Below are 26,954 nucleotides of genomic sequence, written 5' to 3' on the forward strand. Positions count from 1 at the left end.
ATCAACTCCTTCTTGGCAATAATTGAGATAAGAAATTATTACAAGAAGGAGTTTTTTATATGTCAAATATGTCGAAAGAATTATTAAGAGAATATATTAAGGAGCAAAACTTTACTAATCCAAATGAAATTTTAAACGCCCTAAAAGATATGTTTAGAGATGTGCTTCAAGAATCATTAGAAGCTGAAATGGATGAAGCATTAGGCTACGGAAAGTATGATTCTAGTAGCAAATCTGTTGATAATAGTAGAAATGGTTATTCAAAGAAAACAATAAAAACAGAATTAGGACCAGTTGAAATAAGTATACCAAGAGACAGAAATGGTGAATTTGAACCTAAAATTGTTCCTAAACATCAAAGATCAGTTAATGGAATAGAGGAAAAAATATTAGGTTTATATGCAACTGGAATGACAACACGTGATATTTCTGAACAAGTAAAAGAACTTTATGGAGTGGATGTTAGTCCTGAAACTGTATCTAATATTACAAATAGAATCTTACCGCTGGTAGCCGAATGGCAAAGTAGACCTCTAGAAAAAACATATTCATTTGTATTTATGGATGCAATTCATTATAAAGTTAGAGAAGATAAACAAGTAGTGATTAAAGCTGCGTATGTTGTTATTGGTGTCAATTTAGATGGAGAAAAGGAGGTTTTAGGAATATGGATTGGAGCTAATGAATCAAGTAAATTTTGGCTATCTGTATTAAATGATTTAAAGAATAGAGGTGTTCAAAATGTGCTTATATTCTGCGTTGACGGCCTTAATGGCTTTAAGGAAGCTATTGGAGCTACTTTCCCATTTGCTAAAATTCAAAGGTGTATAATACATCAAATACGTTCTAGTATGAAATATATATCTTATAAAGATAGGGAAGCTTTTGTAGCTGATTTAAAAGGCGTTTACACTGCCGTTAACGAAGAGATTGCTATGGATAATTTACTTGCTATGAAGGATAAATGGGGTAATAAATACCCTAATGCAATAAAGAGCTGGGAAGATAACTGGGATAACTTAAGTACATTCTTTGCTTTCCCTGGTAATATAAGAAAAATAATCTATACAACTAATGTTATAGAAAGTTTAAATAGTCAATTTAGAAAAATAACTAAAACAAAATTAATATTCCCTAATGATGATAGTTTAATGAAAATGCTATATCTAGCCGTTGAACGCGTAGCAAAGAAATGGACCAGAGCTTATGCAGATTGGGATTTAGTTATTAATCAATTGAATATTATTTTTAGTGATATTTTAGATGAAAAAAGAACCTTAAATTAGGATAAACCTAAAATAAAGTTCTTTTGATATTTTCCCTAACGTATATTATTCCCAATAAGTGGGGATAATATACATATAGGGTAATATTTAAAATGTCAATAAAACCTATATTTAGACAAAACTAAATAAAATTTAGATTTTGAAAATCACTCATTATTTCCAAGAGGAAATTTAGAATACACAAAATTATTTACAGGCTCACTTATATTTTTTATACTTAAATTTTAAACTCCATATTTCTTGTAATATTCAGCTATAGCAGCTTTTATCTTATCATCAATATAGACAGTTCCATCAATTTCTCTATTATATAAGTATTCAACAACTTCAGCCATTGTAACTATAGGATAAGTTGTAATTCCAAATGCTTCTTTAATTTCAGCTTGAGCTGATTGCTCACCTTTCCCCTTTTCCATTCTATCAACAGATATTACTAATCCAGCAATTTCTACATCACCTTGAGATTTTAGTATTGGTGCTGTTTCATAAATCGAAGTTCCTGCAGTCATAACATCTTCAACTATAACTACTTTTTTTGTGCTATCTAATTTAGCGCCAAGTAAAATTCCACCTTCTCCATGATCTTTAATTTCTTTTCTATTTGAACAATATTCAACATTTGCTCCATATAGTTTATTCATAGATATAGCAGTAGTAACAGTTAATGGAATCCCTTTGTAAGCAGGCCCGAATAATACATCTACATCACAACCAATACGTTCATTAATAGTTTTAGCATAAAACTCACCTAATTTTTCAAGTTGTTCTCCTGTAGTATAGTTTCCTGTATTAATAAAAAATGGTGTTTGACGTCCACTTTTTGTAACAAATTCTCCAAATCTTAAAACATTACTTCTTACCATAAACTCAATAAATTCTTGTTTGTATTTTTGCATAGAAAACAACTCCTTTAATATGTATATTTTTCTTAAATATTGTAACATCATTCGGAAAAAAAAGCTAATAAATATTTTAAATAAAATTATATTTATGGTTAGTATATTTTGAATATGTCAATAATTAAAAAATAAAAGTACAATTTGAAAAATTATACTTTAAAATTATACTTTTAGGAGATAGCTATGAAGATAAAAAAAAGACCTTTAATTTTTACAATTATCATTTTAATACTAGTCACTATTTCAGCTGTTAGCATGAAAAAATTAAAGTTTTTAGCTGAAATTATAAAGCTAAGTAATAGTCTACCAACTATTTCTAGCGATTTTTATAATGAACCAATTGAAGATATAACATATAAAGATGTGATATATAAAAAAAGAGATAATAAAGAACTTACATTAGATATTTATACCGATAAAAAAGCAAATGAAGCAACACCGGTAATTATATACGTATTTGGCAATGGGTGGATGTATGGTGATAAAGTAATCCCTTCAGCTATAGAATCTATTATTGATTTACTTAAAGATGAAGGTTATGCAGTAATTAGTACATCATATGAATTAATGGATGATGAAGTTATTTTAGAAGAACAAATATCAGACGTTAAAGATACAATTAGATGGGTATATAAAAATAAAGATAAGTATAATTTTGATGTAAATAACATAGGAATAATAGGACCATCTGCAGGTGCTCAACTTTCAATGATGGCTGCCTTTTCACAGGATGATGAGTTTATAGGAGATAAATCATTAAAATCATATTCATCTAAAGTAAAGTACATAATTGACTTGTTTGGTCCAGCTAGGTTAAGTAAAGTAAATTTATCAGTGGGACCAAAAGAGGTTGTTGAAAGGTTTAGTGATAATGATATAGAAAAACTATCTAAAGAATTTAGTCCAATTGAATATGTAAAAGAAGATTTACCTGATACACTTATAATTCATAGTTTAAAGGATAATATTGTACCTTATGAAACTTCTGTAGAATTATATGAAACTGCATTAAAGTATAACAATAATTTTGAATTATATACTTTGCAAAATTGTACTCATTATCTAGAAAACTTATCAAACACTGAAGCACTAAATTTATATATGAAAATTGTTGATTATATATTAAGTAAAACTAATTAAATATTAAGATTGCATTGAAGTTAATCCAAAGTAAAAGAGAAAATATTAATGATATTACTGGAAGGAATATTGTAATTAAGTTTTAGAATTTAATCTTTCTTGGAGTAAAAACTGCGTTAAGCTAACTAAATTTTAAATTTAGTTAGCTTAACTTACTCCTCTGATCAATAGTGAAGAGTGAGTTTCCTTTTAGAAGAAAGCACCTTCTCCTTACGTCGAATGTGTAAGTTCGATTAACAAAATTAAAATTTTGAATCTCACTTAAGGGAATGAAATGCCCTTCGAAGCTTTAGCAGTTTTTACGGAAAGAAAGATATAAATTCTTAACGCAAATTACACCATTCCTTTAGGTTATATAATTAATTATTACCTGTTACTGGATGCACAATATTATTCAAGAATTTTAATTTTTTTATTATTAGCATCAAGAAGTACTTTAGCTCCTAAAGGAAGCGTCAAAGTTGGAAGACAATGTCCGCAAGCTAGGTTGCTTATAGTTGGTTTTTTTAATGGCAAAATAATTTCGTTGAAAACTTCTTGTAATGATAAACTTTTTTTATTATTTGGAGCAATACAATTAGTAAAAGCTCCCAAAATTATTCCATTTGCTTCTTTTAACTTTCCAGATTGTTTTAAGTGAGTAAGCATTCTGTCTACTTTATAAGGTACTTCTTCGACCTCTTCTAAAAATAATATCTTATTTTTTGTATTTATTTCATATTTTGTTCCTAAGGAAGAGCAAATTAATGATAAATTTCCACCAACAAGTTGGCCAGTAGCTATACCAGTATTAATAATTTCAAGATTATCTTCTTCAGGGTTAACTAATTCTTCTACTTTCTCGTATCCAAAAATGAATTTTTGGTAATAATCAGCACTATATTCATCTAATCCTTTTATTAGCTCAGTTGATATCATAGGACCATGATATGTTATAAGTTTACTTTTTTGATTTATAGCAATATGAAGTGCAGTAATATCACTATAACCAACAAATATTTTAGGATTTTTTTTGATTAATTTAAAATCTATAAGATTTAATAATCTAGCACAGCCATAGCCACCTCTAAGTGCAAAGATTCCCTTTATATTTTTATCTGCAAACATACAGTTTATATCATTTGCTCTTATATCATCAGTTCCAGATAAAAATCCATGTTCCGATAGACAGCTTTCCCCTACTACTACCTTTAATCCTAACTCATTTAATGAAGTTATACATTTATCAATTAAATTTTTATCAGAGGGACTTGCAGGTGCTATTATAGCTACGCTATCACCTTTTTGTAATGGTTTAGGTTTAATCATTTTTATCATCCTTTTATAATCAATATATTTTAATATATTATTTATAAATAAAAATTAGTAATTATTGATTAGTATTTTTGATATAATTTTAAATTAGCATACTAATAGGTATTAAAAGTAAAGATTCCCCAGGAACTTTAAATCGCGGTTGTTCAGGTAGATATATTCCTGTATTAGATATATTATCCATAAGAGGAGAACAACATCCTAAAAACTTTTCATAAAAATTAGGTTGCCCAGATTTCCTCAACAAATGAATACATTGATCTGAGCTACATTTTCTAATAACCTTCCCAACTATGGTACATGGACAATCTGCACTATCATAAATATTTGCATAGGTACTAATAAAATTACTATTATTAACTGTTAATACAATATCCATATTTCCACATTTTACAATCATATCTTGACTGTTATTAGTAGTTAAAAGTGATTTTAAGTAATTAACTTGCTTGTACATGGTATCATAGTTTACAAATGAACTATTAGTACTTTTTAAAGTTTGACAATATGAATTTAGATTATCTGTTCCAATACATGATAACAAATTAGATAAACTATCTATATAAGATACCATAGATTCACTAGATATTTGCCCACTTAATTTAACATAATCACCTGAATTTATATTAGATGTTGAATAACTACTGCTATTTAATTCTTTTATTAAATTTGATTGATTTAAACCTTGAATCAATTGTTGATGTATTTCAAATGTTGTAAATATTCTAGTTAACTCTTCTTCACGCCTAACAAATCTTCTACCTTCCAACGATTGATTTTCTCTATTTACTGTTGTTACGGTATCAGCTTCAGTGAAGTTTTTTCCTTTATATCCATCACGTTCATCCCTTATGCATCTATCTTCACCATAATGTTGGTTACTACCTTCAGCTCCTGTTTTGGCATTTAAGGTTCTATCTTCTATAAATCTAGAGGTCCTTTTTTCAATAAATCCATCTATAACCAAAGAATTTAAATTCTTGGTTAAGGCCTCATCAAGATAAATAAGTAAGTCAAGAGCATCACTCAAAAGATATTACCTCCTTATAGAGTTTTATAAAATAGTATAAAATAGAGATTATAAGCCTTTAAATCTATAATATTTAAAGACTTATATATAGTATTCTAAACATCATAATTAATTACTTCTTATTAATGAAAATAAAATACTGCTTAATAAAATAATAGCAATAACTAGTAATGATATTACTGTTGATATACTAATTCCCCAGAATGAAACAAATAGTTTTATTCCTGTAAACATTAAAATAAATGCAACTCCATATTTTATATAAATAAACATACTATTTAATTTTACTAATAAGAAATACATACTTCTTAAACCTAAAATAGCAAATATATTAGATGAATAAACTATATATGGATTGGTGGTGATAGAAAATATTGCTGGAATAGAATCTAATGCAAATATAATATCAGAACTTTCAATTAAGACTAAAATCAATAATAAAGGAGTTGCATACAATAATCCATTAATTTTAACAAAGAATTTTTCTTTATGTATTTCCTTTGTAACTGGAATAAAATGTTCCATAACATTTAAAACTTTACTTTTTGAAAAATCAAACTCTTCTTCTTTATTTAATAATATTTTTAAACCACTACAAAATAAGAAAAAGCCGAAAATATATAAAACCCAGTTAAATTTATTAATTATTACAACTCCTAAAAAAATAAATACAAATCTCAATATGATAGCACCTAGGATACCATAAGTAAGTACTCTTTTTTGATATGGAATTGGAATGTTAAATGAGGTAAATATAATTAAAAATAAAAATAAGTTATCTACACTCAAACTTAATTCAATTATGTATCCACCTAAAAATTCAATACCATAATCTGCTCCAAAAATAAAATAAATAAATACATTAACTGCAAAGGCAAGGCTTGCCCACATTATAAAGTTTCTTAATGCACTTCTTGCTCTCAAACTATTTCTCCTTATATTAAATTAATTCACAGAATAATTATATGATTTAATATATAAATTTATTTATAGTTAGGCATAATAAAAAGTAAGGTTAAATTTAATATTTTTTGATTAATATATTATTTATATAATTAGAATTATAAAGCAAATAACACTATAAAATATCTAGATGCAAACTAATATATTTTATAGTGTTATAAATCAATATATTATTTATATTTATATTTTTATGAATATTAGTTATGATAACTTTCTTTAATAATTTAATATATTTAAAAAGTAATTTTAGATTTATTCAACTTGTGTTAATAATCTTCTCATTACATCTTTTAGTTTATTATATCCTAGCTCTTCATTAGCCATAACTAAAACAGCCTTTATATCATTATCAGAAGGCTCCCATTTATAAGCTTTAAAATCTATTATAGAGTCTTCAGGTAAGTATTCTTCAAGTTCAAAACCTAATTCCTCTGTAGAAGCCATATATTCATCAAATAAAGAATCTTCGTCTAATTCATTAATGTTAGTACTTTCATCAATTTCTTGATTTAATATATCTATACTTACACTTAAATTAAAGGCAATTATATCTTCTCTTTTAGAACCTTTACTCATGTCTTTTATTACTTTAAACTCAGTATTTTCTTCAATTATATTTTTAATATCCTTACTATCTAAAACTCTATTTCCAAATGCTATGTACATTATTATGTTTCCTCCTAGTTTTTTATTTACCTTTTACAAAAAGTGATTTTACTTTTTGTAAAAGGTTTTATATCCCAAAAAGCTTATTTATAATTTAACAAAATAAAATATAAATATCAACAACAAATATTAATTAAATCTTAAGATTCTTTTTAATGATACATTTATTGCTCGGTAAAGAATAAATCCACCTATTGTGTTTATTAAAAGTGTTGGAATTACTGTAGTTACAAAAAGTATTGAAAATTTTGCTGGTAATCCAACAATATATTGTGCTGATATCAAGAAAGTAGTTCCACTTATTAATGTTCCTAATAGAAAGCTTATTATTACTAATAAGTTTTGTTTAATATTATTATTAATATTTATATATTCTAATGTTTTGTTTAAAGTTAATAAAATAATATACATTAAATTTACAGTTATTAGTTTATCTATAATATTAGGCAGTTGACCACCCGGAAATTTAGTTGTTAAGGCAGTAAATACACCTGTAATTATTGCAGAGATGAGAGATATTTTATAGTCATTATTATTAATTATCATAATAATAAAAAGCATTGCTAAAGCAAAATCAGGTTGCATTGGTAAGCCTATAGCTGGAGTTATTTGATGTAATATAGCACCTATAGCTAAAAGAAGAGCATTAATAACCAGTTTTTTTGTATTCATATTTGTTTTCATTTTCATTCCTCCTAAATTTAAATAATAATTATAAATTTCAAAATTCAAATTTGATTTAGCTATTGTTCATACCATATTAATCACCTCCTTCAATTTATAAATAAAAAAACTCCGTCCTATATTATAGGACGGAGTAAATAATCCGCGGTACCACCTAATTTATGAAATTTAAACAATAAACTTCATCACTTAAAACCAAGTACTAACATACTTGTCCTACTATAACGTGTAGGTTACGGTATCCGGTACTAAGAAAACTTTTCCCTTTACTTCTCTAAGGCCCATTCATATAACTCTTTCTTGTTAAGATCTCACCATCCTTAACTCTCTTTATTGAAACTAAGATATACTACTATCCCTTGTCTAAGAATTTAAAATTTGTTGTTAGCACTATTATATTAATAAAATGGATATAGGTCAATACTATTTTTTTATATTATTTATTGATATATTTGATACTTGTGGAAATAAGTTTTCATAAAACTTATCAAAGCCATCATCAGCTAATAACACTTCTTCTTTATCATCAACATAAAATTTATTCATAGTACTAATTACTAAATCAAATTTTTTAAGATTATTTTCTTCAAGTAATACTGTATAAAGATAAGCTAAGTGATTTTGCATATACGCTTGCAAATTATTCATTTCTTCTTCAGAAATTTTTCCGGCTTTACATAATTCTTTGATCGGACCATTTTTAAATGCAAAGTAAGATGATGCCTTAGCTATATTAGCTATATATTCTTGTGGCTTTTTATTATCCATATTTATTTATTTCCTTTCATTTGTAAAATAATTAGATTTTATATAAAATATTTTATATTACTATTAATTTACTTACAATAGTAATATATTATATAAGTCTAAAAATTTATATTTTCTTCAATTTCTTTTATGTGATTTTCTATTATATATCTAAACCAATAAGTATATTTTTCAGGGTTATTTTTTATATCAATTTCTATTTCATTTATTGACATCCATTTATAATCTTCAACTTCTAAGGGATTTATATAAATCTTATCTGAATATCTACCAAAGTATACATGATCAAATTCATGCTCTATAAGATTATTATCAAACTTAATATAGTACATAAAAGAAAATACTTCTTTTAAATCACAAGAAAATCCCATTTCCTCTTGCAAACGTCTTTTAGCAGCAGAATCTGTACTTTCGTTTTTATTAGGATGTGTACAACAAGTATTTGTCCAAAGACTAGGTGAATGATATTTTCTAGCATATCTTTTCTGTAGAAGCAGTTCATTTTTCTCATTAAAAATAAATACCGATAATGCTCTATGAAGTACTCCTTTAATATGAGCATCCATTTTTTCAATATATCCTATTTCATTGTCATTTTCATCAACACAAACTATAATTTCTTTCATTTTAAACTTCTCCTTAATAATGATTTATAATTAAATAGGATTTTATAAGATTACTATATATAAAATAAGCGTCGTTAGTAATTTACGACGCTTATTTTAAAGATATTCATAAATACTTTATTTTCTTTTAAGCAATTTATACAAACCAATGAATCCTATTAAAGCACCTACTCCAGCCATAACTGCAACTTTAGAATCCATATTTTTCATTTTATCCATTAATGAACACTTATTACAGCATTCACATGAACATTCAGAATCATCATTTATAGATTGGTCATAATCATCATCTAAATAGCTAATATTATCATCATAATCGATATTATTATAATCAGAATCAGATTTATAAAAATTAATGAATTCTTCTTCGCAATTATCCGAATCTTTGTAATATGTTCTTTGTGTAATAGCAGGAACTTTTATTCTTTTTGTAGCAGCATCTAAATTTTTGCTTAAGTTTATTCCTATACTTTGGTACATAAGTATCACCTCAACCTTAGTATAATCACTTTTTTCAAACTTAATTCAAATTTATAAATTTTCTATTTCCCTGATTTCTTTTATGTATATTTCGTTAGTGATATCTGCATCATGTACTATGTGTAAATAACTTAAAGCATCATCATATTGTTTTAAGGCTTTATAACACATTGCAATACCAAAATAGACATCAATTGTTCCCTCTTGTAAATCTATTGCTTTTTCATAATTTACTAATGAGATATTATAATCTCCAATACTAAAATAATATTCAGCTAATCCAATATATGCTCTACCAATGTTTTTATCAAGTTCTAATGCTTTATTAAAATATTCTAGAGCTTTATCTTTAGTGTTTAGATATTTTAAATTAATCCATCCTAGATTAACTAATATATATGCAGTATCATTTGAATCTAGTACATTAGAATTTAATATATCTATGCCTAATTTAATAGCCTCTTCATATTTATTCAAATTAATATTTATATCAATTAAGTAAGCTGTAACGAAAAAACTATTAGGATTTTCTAATTTTAAATTTTCGAATACTGATTTACTTTCTTCAAAGTTATTTAAGTAAAATAAAGATTCTCCTAATAAACTTTTAGCATATGTGCTATTACTACAATTATTAGATAAACCTATTTTTAAAGTATTTACAGCTTTATCAAACTCGTCTAATGACATATAACAATCAGCAATATAAGCATAGAAATCTACATTGTTACTTTCTTTTAATGCATTTAATGAAAACTCTAGAGCTAATTCAACATCTTCATTCATTAAATCATTATATTTTTCTAAAAAGTCTTTATTTAATTCCATTATAATACCTCTTTTTATTGTATTTTAGATAGGTTATTTAAATTATTCAAATAACCGTAATATTTCATCTTTTGATAGATCAAAAATATTATTAGTGTTTAGAGAATTATCATCTAAAATTTTATTTATTAATTGCTTCTTTTCATTTTGTAGTTTAATAACTTTTTCTTCTACTGTATCTTTAGATATAAGTTTTATTACTTCAACTATATTTTTTTGACCTATTCTATGAGCTCTATCACTTGCTTGATCTTCTACAGAGGGATTCCACCATGGATCAAAGTGTATAACAACATCTGCACTTTGCAGATTTAGACCAGTACCACCAGCTTTTAAACTTATTAGGAATATTGGAATATTACTTTTATTAAAGGTATCTACTTCCTCATTTCTCTTTTTATGAGAAAGTGTACCATCTAAATAACAATATTTCAAACTTTCTATTTCTAATCTTTTTTTTATATTATGTAAAACAGAAGTAAATTGAGAAAAAACTAATATTTTATGACCTTCATCATTAGCTTGATGTAATAATTCTATTAAAGCATCTATTTTACCGCTTTCACCTTCATAATTTTCTAGTACAACACTTGGATCTAATGCTATTTGCCTTAATTTTGTTATATATGATAGTATTTCTATCTTGCCATTTGAAAAATCATCATCACGTATTTTCTTTTCAATTAAATCTATAACCTTATTATTATAAATGCTATAGACTTTTTGTTGAGACTTAGGAAGTTCTACTTCAATAATTTTTTCAATTTTTGCAGGGAGCTCCTTAAGAACATCTTTTTTTAGTCTTCTTAATATAAATGGCTTTATTAAATTTTTAAACTCTATAGATAATTCATTATTATCCATAAATCTTCTATAATATTTTACTATAAAAGTATCTCTGTCAAATAAGTATCCAGGCATTATAAAATCAAATATAGACCATAATTCTAATAAAGAATTTTCAATAGGGGTTCCCGTAAGAGCAAACTTACTTTTACTATTAAGTTGTTTTACATATGTTGCATTTTGTGATGTATAATTTTTTATATTTTGTGCTTCATCTAATATTACACAATTAAAATCAATATTCAAGTACTTATCTATATCATTTCTTAATAATGAATATGTAGTTATTAAAACATCGTATTCTTCGATATTCTCTAAAGTTTTACTTCTATCTTCTTTTATACCTGTAACTAACTTAACATTTAATTCAGGAGCAAATTTACTGAACTCTTGTTTCCAATTAAGGACTAATGAAGAGGGAGCTATAATTAAAGAAATTTTATCTTTGATAGATGATAAAAAGGCAATAGTTTGTATAGTTTTACCTAACCCCATTTCATCCCCTAATATTCCCCCAAATCCTAGATTATATAAAGTTTTTAAAAAGCAATACCCTGTATATTGATATTGTCTAAGATCTCCTACAAACTCTTTTGTAATTTCATATTTTAATTTATTTATATTATTAAATTGAGATTTAAGGTTTCTTAGATATCCAATTCCTTTCATGAACTTGATATTATTTCCTTTTATAAATTCATTTGCGTATAAACCCTTACTCTTATGAAATTCAATTGTGTTATTTTCTATATTGTTACAGGAATTAAGATTATATAGTAGTTTTAAAAAGTTATTTAATTCTAAAGATTCTAAATCTAAATATTCGCCATTTTCAAGTTTATAATACTTTAAATTGTCTCTAAAAGCTCTTAAAATATTACTTATTTCAAATTGAGGTATATCTTTTATATCAAATTTTAATTCAAAATAATCATATTTACCTACAGAGATATGTCCTATTATTCCTCTAGAATCTATCTTACGAATACCTTTAAAATTTTCAGAATAATAAACTTCACCAAATTTTTGTAGCTCATGAATCTTATTTTTAAAGAAATTATATATATAATCATCACCTAATGTTAAATAGTATTTATCATTAACATAATCAAATCCAAGTGATTTTAAAGCTGACATAACTTCTTGTTCTTTATTGAAGTCTCTATATATTATTTTTTCATCAAATTCACTAAATATATTAAATTCAAATTTATCATACTGAACTTTTAATGTCATTAGAACAAAGTTATTTTCTTTATTAAAATAAAAGTTAAATTGGGGTTTAGCTAAAACAACCTTTTCTTTAATATTTGAAGATAATATTAAGTTATCACTTATATTATTAAGGGTTGGAATAAGCTCTTTTAAAACTCTTTCCTCTTCACTTTTAGGTATAATAACTTTATTATATTTTTTGAAGATTTCAAAATAAGGTTTTATTTTATTAATAAAGTTTTTATCTGGTAAATATATGGTAGTACCTTTAAGTAAAACATTATAGTTGTTGTTTAGTATTATAGGTAAGTCAGACAGAAGTTTTAGATTATACTCTTTATCTATATATTCTAAATTCATTTCTATATAAGGATTTCCTAATAGTATTTCACAGTCAACAGGTCTATTAAAGAAACCATAATTAAAGTAAATACGATGATCTTTTATAATATAAAATAATTCCTTAATTAGATATTTAGGTGGATATATGTATTTACCTTCAATCAATTTATCATCAGATTTTAGATATTTAGATTTACTCCCTTCTATTTCTAGAAGTTCATACATAAAGTCAATTAAAGCAAGATCCTTACTTGAAAAATACTGCTTACTTATATCAAATGTGAAATCATTACTATATTTTAGGGAGATATTATTTTCGTAATAGACCAAAAACTGTCTTATATCTCTTATTATATTTAATTTATTAGACGATTTGTTTTTTAAACCAATTTTAAATTCTATAGAGAGTTGTCCTTTATAATCTATTTTATTTAAATACACTTCTATCTTTAATTCTTCTTTATTTTTATTATTAAGAAGGATATCTAAAACATTTGAAGTTTTATTATTATACATATTACCCCTCCTTTACAAGTTTTAATTATATCATAGGTAAATAAGTATTTAGAAGTATAAAGAGTAGAAAAAAGTTGCACTACATATAGTACAACTTTTTTTCTTATTATTTTCTTTCAATTTTATCTAACTTTTTATTGTATAAAAACATATATAATGATACAGCAAATATAATTATATATCCAATTACACTTAGATAATCTGGAATAACATTAAATAAAACTATACTTATTATTGCTGAGAATAGAATATTGCTATAGTCAAATATAGATATTTCCTTTGCTTTTGCATATTTATAAGCTATAGTAATACCAAATTGTCCAATACTAGCAAATATACCTGCTAAAATTAAATAAACAAATTGTAACATTGACATTTCTTTATATACTATTAGCATAAATGGTAATATAGCTATTGTAGAAAAGAATGAGAAGTAAAATACAATAGTGTAGTATTTTTCTTTTCCACCTAAAGCTCTTAAGCAAGTATAAGCTGCAGCTGCACATATAGCACCCAATACACCAATCAATGATGGAATTATATCAAAATTAAATTGTGGCTTAATTATAAATAATGCCCCTATAAAAGCTACAATAATAGCTAGTCCTTGTTTTATATTTATTTTTTCTTTTAAGAAAAGGGCACTGAATATTATTACAAAGAATGGACTTAATTTATTTAACATATTAGCATCAGATAATACTAATTTATCTATTGCATAAAAGTTAAAAACTATTCCTAGAGTACCAAATACTGATCGTAAAATTAAAGTTTTCTGATTTTCTAATTTTCCAAAGAAACTTTCTTTATTAATAATTATTAATATAAATGCAATTATACAAGATGTTATATTTCTAAAAAATGTCTTTTGAAATGATGGTAAATCTCCTGAAAGTTTAACAAATGCAGACATCATAGCAAATCCAAATGAAGACATTATTATAAATAAAACACCTTTTGTTCTATTACTTAATTTTATTTTTTTCATATATCCTCCTAAAAAATCTTTTTTGTTATAGATTATCATAAATAATCATTATCATCTAGATATAATTATCAATTATAAAGATAAATATATCTGATATATTTATCTAAATAAAAAAAGACCTAATTACTAGATCTTTTATTGTTTAGACTTAAAACTTAATGCTAGATACCTGTCTAACCATATTTAATTCATTTTTAGATTCAACTTGAATTAATGTTTCATTCCAATTTTTATCAAAGGCAATTTTAAATATTTCCACAGCACTTTTATTATTTACTGGGGCCATTGCAACATATTCAGTTTTATTAATTAGTTTTTGCTCTAATATAGCATATTCAACCTTGTTTCCTGCATCATCTGTAAATTTCATAGTTTTTTCAGCCATTTTAATCTCTCCTTATAACATTAATAATATTAGTATTATAAAAAGAAGAGGAAATTATTATAGAAATTTATAATAACGGATTAAAGAACAAATGTTTGCTATAAATAAAATTGTCATTTTTGTACTAAATTATTAATTGAATCTGTTCTAAATTACTAATTTAATTTTATATAGGGGTATTTTGTGAAATTTCAATTTTGTCGTTATATATATGTTTATCAATAATTATCCCTGAATCCATTGATACAATTTTATTAGAAACAAGTTTTGCAAATTCCATATCATGAGTAATTATAAGCATGGACATACCCTTTTGGCTTAAACTTTTAATTAGTGTTGCAACATCTTTTGTTAAGGATGGATCCAAAGCTGAAGTTGGCTCATCAAAACACATTAATTTTGGATTTAATGCTAATGCTCTACCAATAGCCACTCTTTGTTTTTGTCCACCAGATAGTTCACAAGGATAGTTCTTAGCTTTATCTTCTAATCCTAAGAATGTTAAAATTTCTATTGCATTTTCTATTGCATGTTCTTTATTTTCACCTAAGACTCTAATAGGCGCTTCAATAATATTTTCTAATACAGATTTATGAGGAAAAAGGTTAAACCCTTGAAAAACAAGGCCTATATTTTTTCTAATAGCATTAATTGATTTTTTGTCAGCATACTTTCCATTTTTACAAAGTACATCCCCAGCAATTTCTATAGTACCTTCTTCACAAGTTTCTAAACCAGTTATTACTCTAAGTAAAGTTGTTTTTCCACCACCAGATGGACCTACAATTACAGCAATTTCACCTTCCATTATATCTAAATCTACACCTTTTAATACTGTAGTATTACCAAAAGATTTCTTTAAACCTCTAATCTTTAACATAATTCACCTCTTAATTATAGTATTGATATTTTCTTTCAAGCTTGTCTAATATTTTAGTTAAAACTCCTATAAGAATTAAATAAACTACTCCTATAATTACTAATGGCAATAAAGATGAATCTCTATTACATGCTATTTTACCAACTCTTAATAGTTCATCTATGCCTATAGCATATACTAAAGCTGTATCTTTTACTAAAGTTACTATTTCATTTGTTACAGGTGGTAATATAGTTTTAAAAGCTTGTGGAAAGATTATCCTAAAGAATATATCTTTTTTTGACAACCCTAATACATGAGAAGCTTCGTATTGCCCAAGTTCTACAGAAGATATCCCAGCCCTAAATATTTCACCAAAGTAAGCTCCATAGTTTAATGTAAATGCAATTATAGCTGCTGGAAATCTATCAATTATAATATTTAGATTAGGAAGTCCAAAAAATATAAATACTATTTGTAAAAGAAGAGGAGTTCCTCGCATTATTAAAACATAACAACTTGTTATTTTGTTAATAACTTTTATTTTGGACAACTTACCTAATGCTACAATAATCCCTAAAGGAATAGATAGTATTAATGTTAAAATAAATAGTTCAAGTGTTACCTTTAATCCATCTAAAATTTGTGGTAATAAGGTAAAAAAATAATTTAAAAGTGTAGTTATTATATTGTCCAATTTAGTTGCTCCTCTCTTTTTATTTATTTAACTTTCATTGTAATATCTTCATTAAACCATTTTTCAGATATTTCTTTTAATGTACTGTCTTCTTGCATTTCTTTATAAGCTTTGTTAAAGGCATCTACCATTTCCTTATCACCTTTCTAATACCAACGCCGTACTCTTCTTCGCCAAAGTTATCCTCTAAGATCTTAAATTTATCTTCTCCCTTTAAGCTTAAATAGTATCTTACAAGAATTTCATCTGCTACTACTGCATCAAGTCTACCAGCCTCTAAATCCATTAAAGCTTGGTTGTTATCTTCAAAAGTAATAGCACCTCCACTGTTAAAGCTATTATATAAATCTGACTCTTTTTCCATTGCAGCAACAGCTGAAGATTCACTTTGGGCACCAACTTTTTTATTAGCTAAGTCTGATTTTGAATTAATATCACTATTTGCTAGTGTTACTATGACTTGTTTATTTTTTAAATAAGGAACTGAAAAATCTACTTTATTTTTTCTTTCATCAGTAATTGTATATCCGTTCCATATCAAATCAATATTACCTGATTTCAATTCAGATTCTTTCATTGTCCAATCAATTGGTTGAAAAATTATTTTCTTATTTAACCTTTTAGCTAATTCTTTAGCTAAATCAATATCAAATCCAGTTATTTCGCCAGATTCATCTTTAAATCCCAATGGAGCAAATACATCATCTATTCCAACAATAAGTGTATCTTTATCTAATGTCCTATCAGAAGATTTATTAGAACATCCAACACAGGCAATTGCCAAAGTTAAAATACTTGCCACTAAAATTATCTTTTTCATTAATTTACATAAATTCATAAGTATATCCCCCTCAGTTAATACTTTTATCATTTAATACTTTATCATATTAAAGCGTTAAAAGCAATAGTTTTCCAGTTATTTTTTATGAAAAGAAAAAGAATGATAAATATATTATTCATCATTCTAATTGTTTTTATAATATTAAAAATTAACCTAAAATATCAGTTAAATATTTTCTAAGTTCCATATCTAAAGAGTTATCTCTTAGGTACATTAATTTACTATTTATTTCTTCATCTTTATTATGTAAAGAATAAAAACTTAAAGCAGCTTTAAGTCTTAAATCTTCTGCTACAGATGATAGATCAAACTCACCATTTTCGTTCTTTAAAATTAATGATAATTCTAATACTTCGTCACTAAGTGCTACTGCCTTTAAAAATATTAATTGTTCTCTTGTAAATGTTCCAACATTATTTATTATACTTAATGTAACATCATATGCTGATTCAATATTATTATCATAAATATACTTTTTAAAATAAACTTCTAGGGTTTTTGAAACTTTTGCATTATTTTTTACTTGTGATAAAAATCCTAATGTCGAAATAATATTTTCATCAGTAAAATTCTCCATTATATAAATGATGGAGTCTATAATTTTATCTTCTTCAATTCCTTTAGCAGCCATTTTGCATAATAAGTTTACAGCTTTTATACTATTACTAGATTTATCATTAGCTATTTTTAATAGTTCATCAACACTATGTTCATTAAATGAATATAATATAGTTAATACTGCATTTTTTACAGCATTAGGCCAAGCTCCTAATCCATTATATCTTCCTTTTAAAGCATTAGGTTTGGAAATACCACCGTATAAATATTCTGTTAATGGTTGTATGTTTTCTATTCCTATTGCTTTTGCAGCCTCTTTTGCATATACTTCCATTGAATCAAAGCTTTGCGATTTATCAACTACTTTTAATATTTCACCAGTTATTAAAGATTTTAATTCTTCTGGCGTAAGTTCATTTCTATTATGAAACTCTTCTATATTATCTATTACAAAATTATAGTTAAAGCTATCAGTTTCATTATTTGTAATATTCATATTATTTGTAGTATTATTATCTTCTTCTTTTATTTCTTTTATATCTAAAGCTTCTTCTAAATTAATATCTTCATCAACATCTTTTTTTCGTTTAAAAAAATCAAATATCCCCATTTATGTTACCTCCTAATTCAAGTTCGCTTATTATATCAATAGATGATTCTTTTAATAATTGTGCTGTTAGGCCCATACCTTTTATTTTACTTCCGTTAAAATTACCATTATATATGTAATTAACACCACATGATGGGCTACCATCCTTTAGTATAGCTTTTTTAATATTTAGCTTTTTTGCAATTTGTAATGTTTCTTTTGCACCTTTTACAAATTGTGGTGTTACATCATTACCATTTTTATCAATTACCGAACCATTATTATTATTTAATATATTTGAAGATTCTCCTATAATTTCACTTGGTATACGTGGTGTAGGTAATCCCCCTAACTGCTCTGGACAAACTAAAATTGCTTTTCCAGAAGTAAATAATTTATCACATATTTCGTTATAATTATTTAATCCGTTGTATTTACAATTTACTCCACACAAACATGCGCTTATTAAATACATAAAACCCCTCCTTAGTATGCTTTAATTATAGCATACTAGGAAAGGGTTTCAAATGAATTTAATTTATTAATTTGACTCTATTTTAACTCTACAATTGTTACTCCATCGCCACCTTCACCATATACACCTAGTCTATATGATTTTACGTGTGGATGTCTTTTTAACATGTCATTAATAGCTTTTCTTAAAATTCCTGTTCCTTTTCCGTGTACTATAGTAACTTCACCTAAGTTTCCTAAGTATGCTTCATCTAAATATTTATCTGTTCTATAACAAGCCTCTTCAGAGTCCATTCCCCTTAAATCAATTCTACTATCAACAGATTTCATATTTAATTTAACTTCTCTTTTCTTTTTTTCTTTTTTCTTTGGTTCCTCTGGCACCTTTCTTAAATCTTTTAATTTAACATTAATTTTCATTATTCCTGCTTCTACCTGTACATCTCCTTTGTTATCAGGGTTTGATAGAATTATTACTCTTTGATTTAAAGATGGTAGGAATGCCTCCATACCAAGAGTAACTTTAGTAATAGCTTCACCAGTATTCTCTCTAGACTTAATCATAGCTGCTTCTTTTTCTTCAAGGCTAGCCTTAAGTTTTCTTCTTTCTTCTTCAAGTCTATTTCTACCACCTGCAGCTATTCCCATTTTTTCAAGCTCTCTCATTGCTTTAACTATTTCATCAGCCTCATCTTTTGCATTAGAAATGATTTGCTTTGCTTCTTGACGAGCTTCATCATAAACTTTATCTCTAACTGTATCTAGCTTTTTAAGCTTTTCATCATACTTTTTCTTTAAGATTTCTGCTTCTTCTTTTATTCTTTTAGCTTCTCTTGCATCACGATTAGCTATTATACTCTTTTCTTGAAGATCTCTAATTAAATCTTCAAATTGTAGATTTTCTTCAGACATAAAATCTTTAGCTTTTACTATAACATCTTCACTTAAGCCAAGTCTTTTTGAAATTTCAAAAGCATTAGATCTACCAGGCACACCTATTAATAATCTATATGTAGGTCTTAATGTTTCTACATCAAATTCAACAGAGGCATTTTCAACACCAGCTGTTTTTAAAGCGTATCCTTTTAATTCACTATAATGTGTTGTAGCTATAATTCTACATCCTCTTTTATTTAAGGTTTCGATAATTGATACAGCTAATGCAGCACCCTCAGTTGGGTCAGTTCCTGAGCCTAATTCATCAAATAACACTAATGAGTCAAAAGAAGCAGCATCTAAAATTGTTACTATATTAGTCATATGTGATGAAAAGGTTGATAAAGATTGTTCTATACTTTGTTCATCACCTATATCAGCAAAAATATCTTTGAAGAAACCAATTGATGAGCCATCTTTTGCTGGTATTAATAAGCCGCTTAGAGCCATTAAATGTAATAATCCTACAGTTTTTAAAGTTACAGTTTTACCTCCTGTATTAGGTCCTGTAATCATAAGTGTAGTAAATTCTTTACCTAAATATATATCAGAAGGAACTACTACTTTTGGATCAATTAAAGGGTGTTTTCCACCTAAGATATCAAAACTTCTATCTTTGCTAACAGTTGGCTTTATTGCATTTAATGAAGAAGCATATTTTCCTTTAGCAAATATAAAATCTAACTCTCTTAGAATGTTAGAGTTACTTCTTAAAGCATCAATATTATCATGAACCTTTGCAGAAAGCTCACTTAATATTCGTTCTATTTCAGCTTTTTCTTTAAGCATTAATTCTTTAATTTCATTATTTAAATTAACTAGACTAATTGGCTCAATAAAAAGTGTTGCACCAGTAGAGCTTTGATCATGTACAAGACCAGGTACGGCACCTTTATATTCTGCTTTGACAGGAATTACATATCTATCTCCTCTCATTGTGTAAAGAGAATCTTGTAAATATTTTGAGTTAGCTCTAACAATAGAATTAATTTTTTCCCTAACAGATGAATTTTTTTCTTTTAGACTTCTTCTTATATTATATAAAGTTCCACTTGCTTTATCACTTATTTCATCTTCAGAAATAATAGCAGAATCAATGTCATTTTCAAGATTTTTAAGTGGTACTAAAATATAAGCTAAATCTTCAAGATGTTTATAACCTATTTCTTCTTCTTTTCTTGCAACGTATTCTTTGAATCTTCTAGAACATCTAAGCATTGATCCGATTTTCATTAATTGGCCTGGATTTAATGTACCACCTTTACCAGCTCTTTCGAGTTCTTCTTTTGTTTCATGTAAGCCTTCAAAGGGTGGAGTTCCTTTTTTTATTAATATATCTAAAGCTTCATTAGTTTCTTCTAGTTTATTTTCAACTTGATAAATTGAGTTGTAAGGAGAAAGATTATCTATTAACTCTTTCCCACCACTAGTTACAGCATAGCTTCTAAGTTTATCTTTTACTTTGTTAAATTCTAAAATTCTAAAAGTTCTTTCTTTCATAAATTTCTCCTATATAAACGCTAATTTTTTAATTTTTTCTCCAATTTTTGGTTATTAATAATTAAGAATATTGTTACTATAATACCTATAATTAATATTAATATATTAATTATATTTTCATAATAATGAGTTTTCCCAATAAAAGAAGAAATTAAAATTAGCATTGCACAAACTATTATAGCAAGTAAAATAATACTTGTTTTCCAATTGCTTTTTATTTTAGAGGTTGTTTGAAGTTTTTCATTGTAAGATAAACTTTTAAACCAGTCTGTTTTAATTATAGATGATGATTTTCTCATTTGAATGACACCAAATATAAATACAGCAATTAATAATAATAAATTTATTATTTTCATAGTTTACTCTCCTATTCTATTCCCCTTCTAAATTGACCTTTAGTGTAATTACTCTTATCATAAACTTCACTATTTTTATACATATTAACTACTTTTTTTACTTCTTCATAGCTTTCATCTCTAAAATCAAATCTAAATGTCTTAATTCCGATTTCCTTCAAAGTACTAATTTCATCAAATAGATTTAGTGGAACTGGATTTAAAATATAACTTCTGCAGAATAAATCAGTCATTACCCTATTTTTTTCATTTACTCTATCTATAAGAGTAAATTTATCTCTAGTACAAATAGCATTACACTCTACATTAGTTTTTCTGACACCAAAAGTACTTCCTATTGGACAATATTCACTAATCATAAGCTCTGGTTTACCGTAAATAACATAAGCATTATTTCCTTTATTTTTACGAGTTATTTCTTTAATTTCTGATCTATTTAATTCCATACTTAAAGTAGGAATTTCAAATTCATTTTGATAAAATTCTAAACTTTGAGAGTTCATTATATTAAGCTTATAATCACCAATTATCATAAGCGAATCTTTATATACATTAATTAAACCTATATTAGAAGTTATTACTCCTTTTATATAAGGTTTAGCTTTATCTATAAATTTACATATCTTATTGAATTCACCTTTTATTATAGAAGAAGTTTTAATATATAAGTTTACCTCTTCATTTACTTTTTCAAATGTATCTATTAAATCAGATATTCTAAGCGCCCCTAACTCTCTACTAAATATGTCAAAGGCTATATTTTTAACTTTACAATCTAATAATGCATTAAGTTGATCTTTCGTAATACAACTATATATTTCAGAAATGTTAGTATTATTATTTATTGAAGTAGATAACTTTTTATTTTCTTTTTTTGGACGTTTTCTTCTAGATTCTTTGCAAATACTTTTAGTAATACTTTCTAAAGCATCTCTTCTTAAATTGTTTAAATCAGAAATACGTAAGAATCCATCTTCAAACTCACTAAACTGAATAAAATCTAACTTAAATGGGATATCACCAGATTTTTTAAGTGACTCTTCTATTCTTTCTTTATCTAAAGGTCTTTTTTCTGCTTTTTGTACAATTTCACCAGCAAATATATATTCCTTATTATTATGTATTATTGTAAGTTCAATTGGAGAATTAACAACAAATTTAACTTTTGCATTTAAAGCTATCTTCTTATTATAAGGTTTAATATAGTCCTCTAATTCATCAAAAAGTTGTTTATTTAAGCTCTTAAATAATTCATCACCCTTTTTATAATCTATAGGGAAAAGCTTAACAATATCTCCTCTTTTAGCATTTGAAACTTCTTTCCCATTTAATAAAATTTTACTTACTGAGAATCCTTTATCTCTATATCTAATTCCATCTCCTAAAGATAAACTTTCCTTAAGTTTAATTTCACCAGATTTTTCTACTGTTCCTAATGGAACTCCAGCATTTTTAGGTGAATTGAAACTCATCATATCCTTACCTGTATTTCCTTTTAAATATGCGTTAGTAAATCCACTTCTATTAAAGAGTTGTAATAATTGTCCTTTACCTTCTTGTACATTGTATTTTTTCTTAAATAATACTTTATCCACTGCTTTTCTATAGTTATCTACTACTCCAGCTACATATTCTGGTCTTTTCATTCTTCCTTCTATTTTTAGAGAATGAGTTCCACTTTCTACTATATCCTTAATATCATCTATAGTACACATATCTTTTGGGCTTAATAAATGTCCCTTTTGTTCACCAGATTTTTCACCTTTTAATATATATTCCATTCTACAAGGTTGAGCACATCTTCCTCTATTACCGCTTCTTCCACCTATTATTGAGCTCATTAGACATTGGCCAGAATAACTAACACAAATTGCCCCATGAACAAACATTTCAGTTTCTATCATTAAATCTGTAGATATATATTTAATTTCATCAATTGTCATCTCTCTAGATAAAACAACTCTATGAAAGCCTTTTTCTTTAAAATATATAGCAGCTTCTCCATTATGAATTGTCATTTGAGTAGAAGCATGAAGCTCAAAATCAGGATATTCTTCTTTAATTCTTTTAAATAGTCCAAGATCTTGAATTATTAGAGCATCGGCACCTATTTCATATAAATATCCAACATATCTAACAGCTTCTTCAATTTCATTTTCTTTTAGTATTGTATTTATAGTGACGTAAATTTTCACACCATAACTATGAGCATAATCAATGGCTTTTTGCATGTTTTCATTATCAAAATTTGATGCATAAGCTCTAGCAGAAAATTTATTTCCACCAAGATAAACAGCATCAGCACCTTTATTTATAGCTGCATACAGACTCTCCATACTTCCAGCGGGTGCTAGAACTTCTATTTTGTTCATAAAAATCTCTCCTAAATCTAAAAAGTTAATATAATCTTTTGTTTAAAATCTATAAATAATTACTATTAATTCTAATATAACTAATATAACTACTTATTGTTATAACATAATTGTTATTGTTTTTCTATAGCAATTAAAATAAGTCTACTCAATGATGAGCAGACTTATCTTAATAGTGGATTTTTATCTCTTTTTTCTACAGCTAGATTAAATTGAGTATCAATAAGTTTTTTTTCTAAATCTAAAACTTTATATTTATAGTTTTGTAGTTGGAAATTAATATCTTTATTACGTAGCCTATAAGTTTCTTTTTTCTTTAGAGCATCTTGTAGCTCTACTTCTAATGAATTAATTCTTTTTTCTAAAGTAGTTTTTTCTTCTAAACTTTGTTTTTCGTTTAATGCTTTAAACTCTTCTAATTCAGCTTCTTTAAATTTTATTGTTTCTCTTAATTTATGTTCAGTTTCTTTTAATTCTGAATTTTCAATAGAATAATTATTAACTTGATTTTGATATGTTGATAATCTTTCCTTAAGATCATCATTTTCGTCACTTAATATAAGATTAATTTTTTGTGTTTTTTCTAATTTTGTAATTACTTCTTCAAATTCAGAAATTTCTACTCTATTATTTATTTCATCAGTACAATTTTTAACTTTATCTTCAAGTTCTTGATTTTTACTTTGCAGCTCTAATAATTCTTTATTTAACTCTGATATTTGAACTTCATTATTATTATTTGTTTCAGTTAATGTTTTTACTTTCTCTGTTAACTCTTCACTTAATAATTTATAGCTTTCTAATTCTTTCATTTTTGATTCCATATTAAAGATAACAGATTTTAGGGATTCAACTTCTGATGCCCTTGCCTTTGCAGTTTCGTCTATTTCAACTTTAAGTTCCCTTAATCTTTCTTTTAATGTTAAATGACGTTCTTCAAGAGAATTTTTTTTCTTAGTAATATTTCCAATTTCTAAATCGCATTTAAAAAGTTCATCTGCAATGTTAACAGCAGTAAGAACTGCAGCAGAACTTGTATTTAACTTCTTATTGGTTCCTGAAATTTCTCTTATTTTATTATCTACATAAGCGGCAACTTCAGATAAATATCTTTCGTCTTCTTTTCCTCTCAAATTATATTCAATACCATTTATTATAACCGTCACCGTATTCATATTCTGCACCTCTCGAATTTTCATTATGCTAAAATTATAGCACAATTGACTTAAAATAACTATATGTTACATTAAATTGATTAATGTAATATATGCTGATATACTAATTTTTACGAGGTGTTTATATGAATTATATTAAATTATTGGAAAATTGTACTTTATGTATGAGAAATTGTAATGTAAATAGAAATAATGGGGCTAGAGGAGTATGTAATAGTACTAATAATATAAGAATTGCAAGGGCAGCTCTTCATTTTTGGGAAGAGCCATGTATTTCAGGGGAAAAGGGTTCAGGAACTGTATTTTTTTCAAACTGCAATTTGAAATGTGTTTTTTGCCAAAACTATAAAATATCAAGTCAAGGCTTTGGAACAGAAATTACAATAGACAGATTATCAAAAATATTTTTAGAGTTACAAGATAAAGGAGCAAATAATATTAATTTAGTTACGCCAACTCATTTTGTACCACAAATTATAGAAGCATTAAAAATAGCAAAGAATAAAGGACTTAATTTACCTATAATATACAATACTAATTCTATAGATTCATTAGATACAATAAAAGCTTTAAATGGATATGTAGATGTTTATTTACCTGACTTTAAGTATTTTGAAGATAAGTATGCATTAAAATATTCAAAGATAAAAGGATACTCAGAAAATGTTATAGAAATTATAGAAGAAATGGTAAAGCAAGTAGGTGAGCCTAAATTTAATAAAGACGGAATAATTCAGAAAGGAGTTATTGTAAGACATTTATTATTGCCAGGATTACTATTTGACTCAAAAAAGATTATTGACGCAATTTATAAAAAATTTGGAGATAGTATATATATATATATCATTAATGAATCAATATACTCCTATGTATAATGCTAAAATGTATCCTGAAATTAATAAAAGTATTAATGAAAAAACATATGATTCTCTTATTAATTATGCCCTTTCAATAGGTGTAAAAAATGGATTTATTCAAGAGGCTGGAACAAACTCTGAGAAGTTTGTACCTGATTTTAATAATGAAGGTGTATAAAATGATAAGGATAGTTTAATATTAAACTATCCCCATTTTACTAATAACACCATCAATTATTTGTTTTCTTTTTTGACTTAAATATTCACCATAAAAAGTTTCTTGTTCTTCTAAGCTTAATTTATTTAAAATTTCACTATTAATACTATTTAGAACTAATTTATTAATATCAAGTCTATAAGTTTTTTTAATTCTATTAGTTATTTGATTATATTCTTCTAATGATCTGCTCTTTTTATATTTTCTTATTAATGAGTCTAAAGATGTATCATATTTTTTTATTTTATAAACTATTGAATTTAAAGTAGTTAACTTATTTTTAAGAAAATAAATTTCATAAGCTTGTTTACATTTAATTAATTCATTAATAGTATATTCAGTATTATTTATATTAAATTTAACGACACCATCGTTAAAAGCCTTTTCTATAATATAGCTTAAAATTTCATTATTATCATCTGATAATAAATTAGATTTGCCATTAACTATTTCTAAACCTTTTTTTAATTGATTAATTTTTTCATTTAATCCTCTATCCTTTATTTCCATGTCTTTCCCTCCAATATTATTGATAAAAGTTTTTTCT

General features: G+C 25.8%; 24 protein-coding genes, 2 pseudogenes and 1 other annotated feature. Of the genes and pseudogenes, 3 read left to right on the forward strand and 23 right to left on the reverse strand.

From position 1 onward, the window contains the following. The first annotated feature begins 59 nt into the window (after positions 1–59). Positions 60–1,286 carry an IS256 family transposase gene (locus Q0Y03_RS10925; RefSeq protein WP_297713861.1) on the forward strand — a complete coding sequence of 409 codons (1,227 nt, stop codon included), beginning with the start codon at positions 60–62 and terminating at the stop codon, positions 1,284–1,286. A 224-nt stretch (positions 1,287–1,510) separates the two neighbouring features. Here Q0Y03_RS10925 and pyrE read toward each other — a convergent pair whose 3' ends face one another. Further along, positions 1,511–2,182: an orotate phosphoribosyltransferase gene (gene pyrE / locus Q0Y03_RS10930; protein ID WP_297713862.1), complete on the reverse strand. Its 672-nt coding sequence runs from the start codon at positions 2,180–2,182 to the stop codon at positions 1,511–1,513. Positions 2,183–2,368: 186 nt separating this feature from the next. Between pyrE and Q0Y03_RS10935 the strand changes: the two genes are divergently transcribed. After that, complete coding sequence (locus tag Q0Y03_RS10935) at positions 2,369–3,325, forward strand: alpha/beta hydrolase (RefSeq protein WP_297713863.1); 957 nt, start codon at positions 2,369–2,371, stop codon at positions 3,323–3,325. Between the two features lie 390 nt (positions 3,326–3,715). Here Q0Y03_RS10935 and Q0Y03_RS10940 read toward each other — a convergent pair whose 3' ends face one another. From Q0Y03_RS10940 to zapA, 21 genes and pseudogenes are all read right to left on the reverse strand, one after another. Next, positions 3,716–4,633, reverse strand: a complete 918-nt coding sequence (locus Q0Y03_RS10940; protein ID WP_297713864.1) for an LD-carboxypeptidase — start codon at positions 4,631–4,633, stop codon at positions 3,716–3,718. Between the two features lie 88 nt (positions 4,634–4,721). After that, complete coding sequence (locus Q0Y03_RS10945; protein ID WP_297713865.1) at positions 4,722–5,669, reverse strand: hypothetical protein; 948 nt, start codon at positions 5,667–5,669, stop codon at positions 4,722–4,724. A 108-nt stretch (positions 5,670–5,777) separates the two neighbouring features. Beyond that, complete coding sequence (locus Q0Y03_RS10950) at positions 5,778–6,593, reverse strand: TerC/Alx family metal homeostasis membrane protein (RefSeq protein WP_297713866.1); 816 nt, start codon at positions 6,591–6,593, stop codon at positions 5,778–5,780. Between the two features lie 291 nt (positions 6,594–6,884). Then, positions 6,885–7,298: a hypothetical protein gene (locus Q0Y03_RS10955; RefSeq protein WP_297713867.1), complete on the reverse strand. Its 414-nt coding sequence runs from the start codon at positions 7,296–7,298 to the stop codon at positions 6,885–6,887. Positions 7,299–7,427: 129 nt separating this feature from the next. Then, complete coding sequence (locus tag Q0Y03_RS10960; protein ID WP_363318743.1) at positions 7,428–7,970, reverse strand: tryptophan transporter; 543 nt, start codon at positions 7,968–7,970, stop codon at positions 7,428–7,430. 133 nt (positions 7,971–8,103) lie between these two features. Then, positions 8,104–8,357: a binding site (T-box leader), on the reverse strand. A gap of 48 nt (positions 8,358–8,405) precedes the next feature. Further along, the gene (locus Q0Y03_RS10965; RefSeq protein WP_297713869.1) at positions 8,406–8,750 is read right to left on the reverse strand and encodes a hypothetical protein; all 345 of its coding nucleotides are present in this window, start codon (positions 8,748–8,750) and stop codon (positions 8,406–8,408) included. Positions 8,751–8,848: 98 nt separating this feature from the next. Beyond that, the gene (idi, locus tag Q0Y03_RS10970) at positions 8,849–9,376 is read right to left on the reverse strand and encodes an isopentenyl-diphosphate Delta-isomerase (RefSeq protein ID WP_297713870.1); all 528 of its coding nucleotides are present in this window, start codon (positions 9,374–9,376) and stop codon (positions 8,849–8,851) included. A 117-nt stretch (positions 9,377–9,493) separates the two neighbouring features. After that, entirely contained in the window at positions 9,494–9,856 is a 363-nt protein-coding gene (locus Q0Y03_RS10975) for a hypothetical protein (RefSeq protein WP_297713871.1), read from the reverse strand. Positions 9,857–9,907: 51 nt separating this feature from the next. Further along, the gene (locus Q0Y03_RS10980) at positions 9,908–10,684 is read right to left on the reverse strand and encodes a tetratricopeptide repeat protein (protein WP_297713872.1); all 777 of its coding nucleotides are present in this window, start codon (positions 10,682–10,684) and stop codon (positions 9,908–9,910) included. A gap of 42 nt (positions 10,685–10,726) precedes the next feature. Beyond that, the gene (locus tag Q0Y03_RS10985) at positions 10,727–13,603 is read right to left on the reverse strand and encodes an SNF2 helicase associated domain-containing protein (RefSeq protein ID WP_297713873.1); all 2,877 of its coding nucleotides are present in this window, start codon (positions 13,601–13,603) and stop codon (positions 10,727–10,729) included. A gap of 106 nt (positions 13,604–13,709) precedes the next feature. After that, the gene (locus Q0Y03_RS10990) at positions 13,710–14,591 is read right to left on the reverse strand and encodes a DMT family transporter (RefSeq protein ID WP_297713874.1); all 882 of its coding nucleotides are present in this window, start codon (positions 14,589–14,591) and stop codon (positions 13,710–13,712) included. Positions 14,592–14,739: 148 nt separating this feature from the next. Next, the gene (locus Q0Y03_RS10995) at positions 14,740–14,976 is read right to left on the reverse strand and encodes a DUF1292 domain-containing protein (RefSeq protein ID WP_297713875.1); all 237 of its coding nucleotides are present in this window, start codon (positions 14,974–14,976) and stop codon (positions 14,740–14,742) included. A 166-nt stretch (positions 14,977–15,142) separates the two neighbouring features. Further along, a complete protein-coding gene (locus tag Q0Y03_RS11000; RefSeq protein WP_297713876.1) occupies positions 15,143–15,856 on the reverse strand; it encodes an amino acid ABC transporter ATP-binding protein in 714 nt (237 codons plus the stop codon). A 10-nt stretch (positions 15,857–15,866) separates the two neighbouring features. Next, positions 15,867–16,532 (reverse strand): amino acid ABC transporter permease, encoded by a 666-nt coding sequence (locus tag Q0Y03_RS11005; protein ID WP_297713877.1) that lies wholly within the window; start codon positions 16,530–16,532, stop codon positions 15,867–15,869. A 23-nt stretch (positions 16,533–16,555) separates the two neighbouring features. Then, positions 16,556–17,370 (reverse strand): annotated as a pseudogene (locus Q0Y03_RS11010) (amino acid ABC transporter substrate-binding protein). Between the two features lie 151 nt (positions 17,371–17,521). Further along, positions 17,522–18,541, reverse strand: coding sequence for a hypothetical protein (locus Q0Y03_RS11015; protein ID WP_297713878.1), 1,020 nt, complete (start codon positions 18,539–18,541; stop codon positions 17,522–17,524). Continuing rightward, positions 18,528–18,995 carry a DUF523 domain-containing protein gene (locus tag Q0Y03_RS11020; protein WP_297713879.1) on the reverse strand — a complete coding sequence of 156 codons (468 nt, stop codon included), beginning with the start codon at positions 18,993–18,995 and terminating at the stop codon, positions 18,528–18,530. The genes Q0Y03_RS11015 and Q0Y03_RS11020 overlap by 14 nt, the downstream gene beginning before the upstream one ends. A 77-nt stretch (positions 18,996–19,072) precedes the next feature. Continuing rightward, positions 19,073–21,430: an endonuclease MutS2 gene (locus Q0Y03_RS11025; protein WP_297713880.1), complete on the reverse strand. Its 2,358-nt coding sequence runs from the start codon at positions 21,428–21,430 to the stop codon at positions 19,073–19,075. A 20-nt stretch (positions 21,431–21,450) separates the two neighbouring features. Continuing rightward, on the reverse strand, positions 21,451–21,786 hold the full coding sequence (locus tag Q0Y03_RS11030) for a hypothetical protein (RefSeq protein WP_297713881.1): 336 nt from the start codon (positions 21,784–21,786) through the stop codon (positions 21,451–21,453). An 11-nt stretch (positions 21,787–21,797) separates the two neighbouring features. Then, positions 21,798–24,158: a U32 family peptidase gene (locus Q0Y03_RS11035; protein ID WP_297713882.1), complete on the reverse strand. Its 2,361-nt coding sequence runs from the start codon at positions 24,156–24,158 to the stop codon at positions 21,798–21,800. Between the two features lie 164 nt (positions 24,159–24,322). Further along, on the reverse strand, positions 24,323–25,333 hold the full coding sequence (gene zapA, locus Q0Y03_RS11040; protein WP_297713883.1) for a cell division protein ZapA: 1,011 nt from the start codon (positions 25,331–25,333) through the stop codon (positions 24,323–24,325). A gap of 125 nt (positions 25,334–25,458) precedes the next feature. On the opposite strand from zapA, the pseudogene Q0Y03_RS11045 reads away from it, so the two are divergent. Further along, positions 25,459–26,368 (forward strand): annotated as a pseudogene (locus tag Q0Y03_RS11045) (radical SAM protein). 21 nt (positions 26,369–26,389) lie between these two features. Here the strand turns inward: Q0Y03_RS11045 and Q0Y03_RS11050 are convergent. After that, positions 26,390–26,917 (reverse strand): hypothetical protein, encoded by a 528-nt coding sequence (locus Q0Y03_RS11050; RefSeq protein WP_297713884.1) that lies wholly within the window; start codon positions 26,915–26,917, stop codon positions 26,390–26,392. Positions 26,918–26,954 lie beyond the last annotated feature (37 nt).

The sequence above is a fragment of the Clostridium sp. genome, assembly GCF_026168755.1.
GTDB lineage: Bacteria > Bacillota > Clostridia > Clostridiales > Clostridiaceae > Clostridium.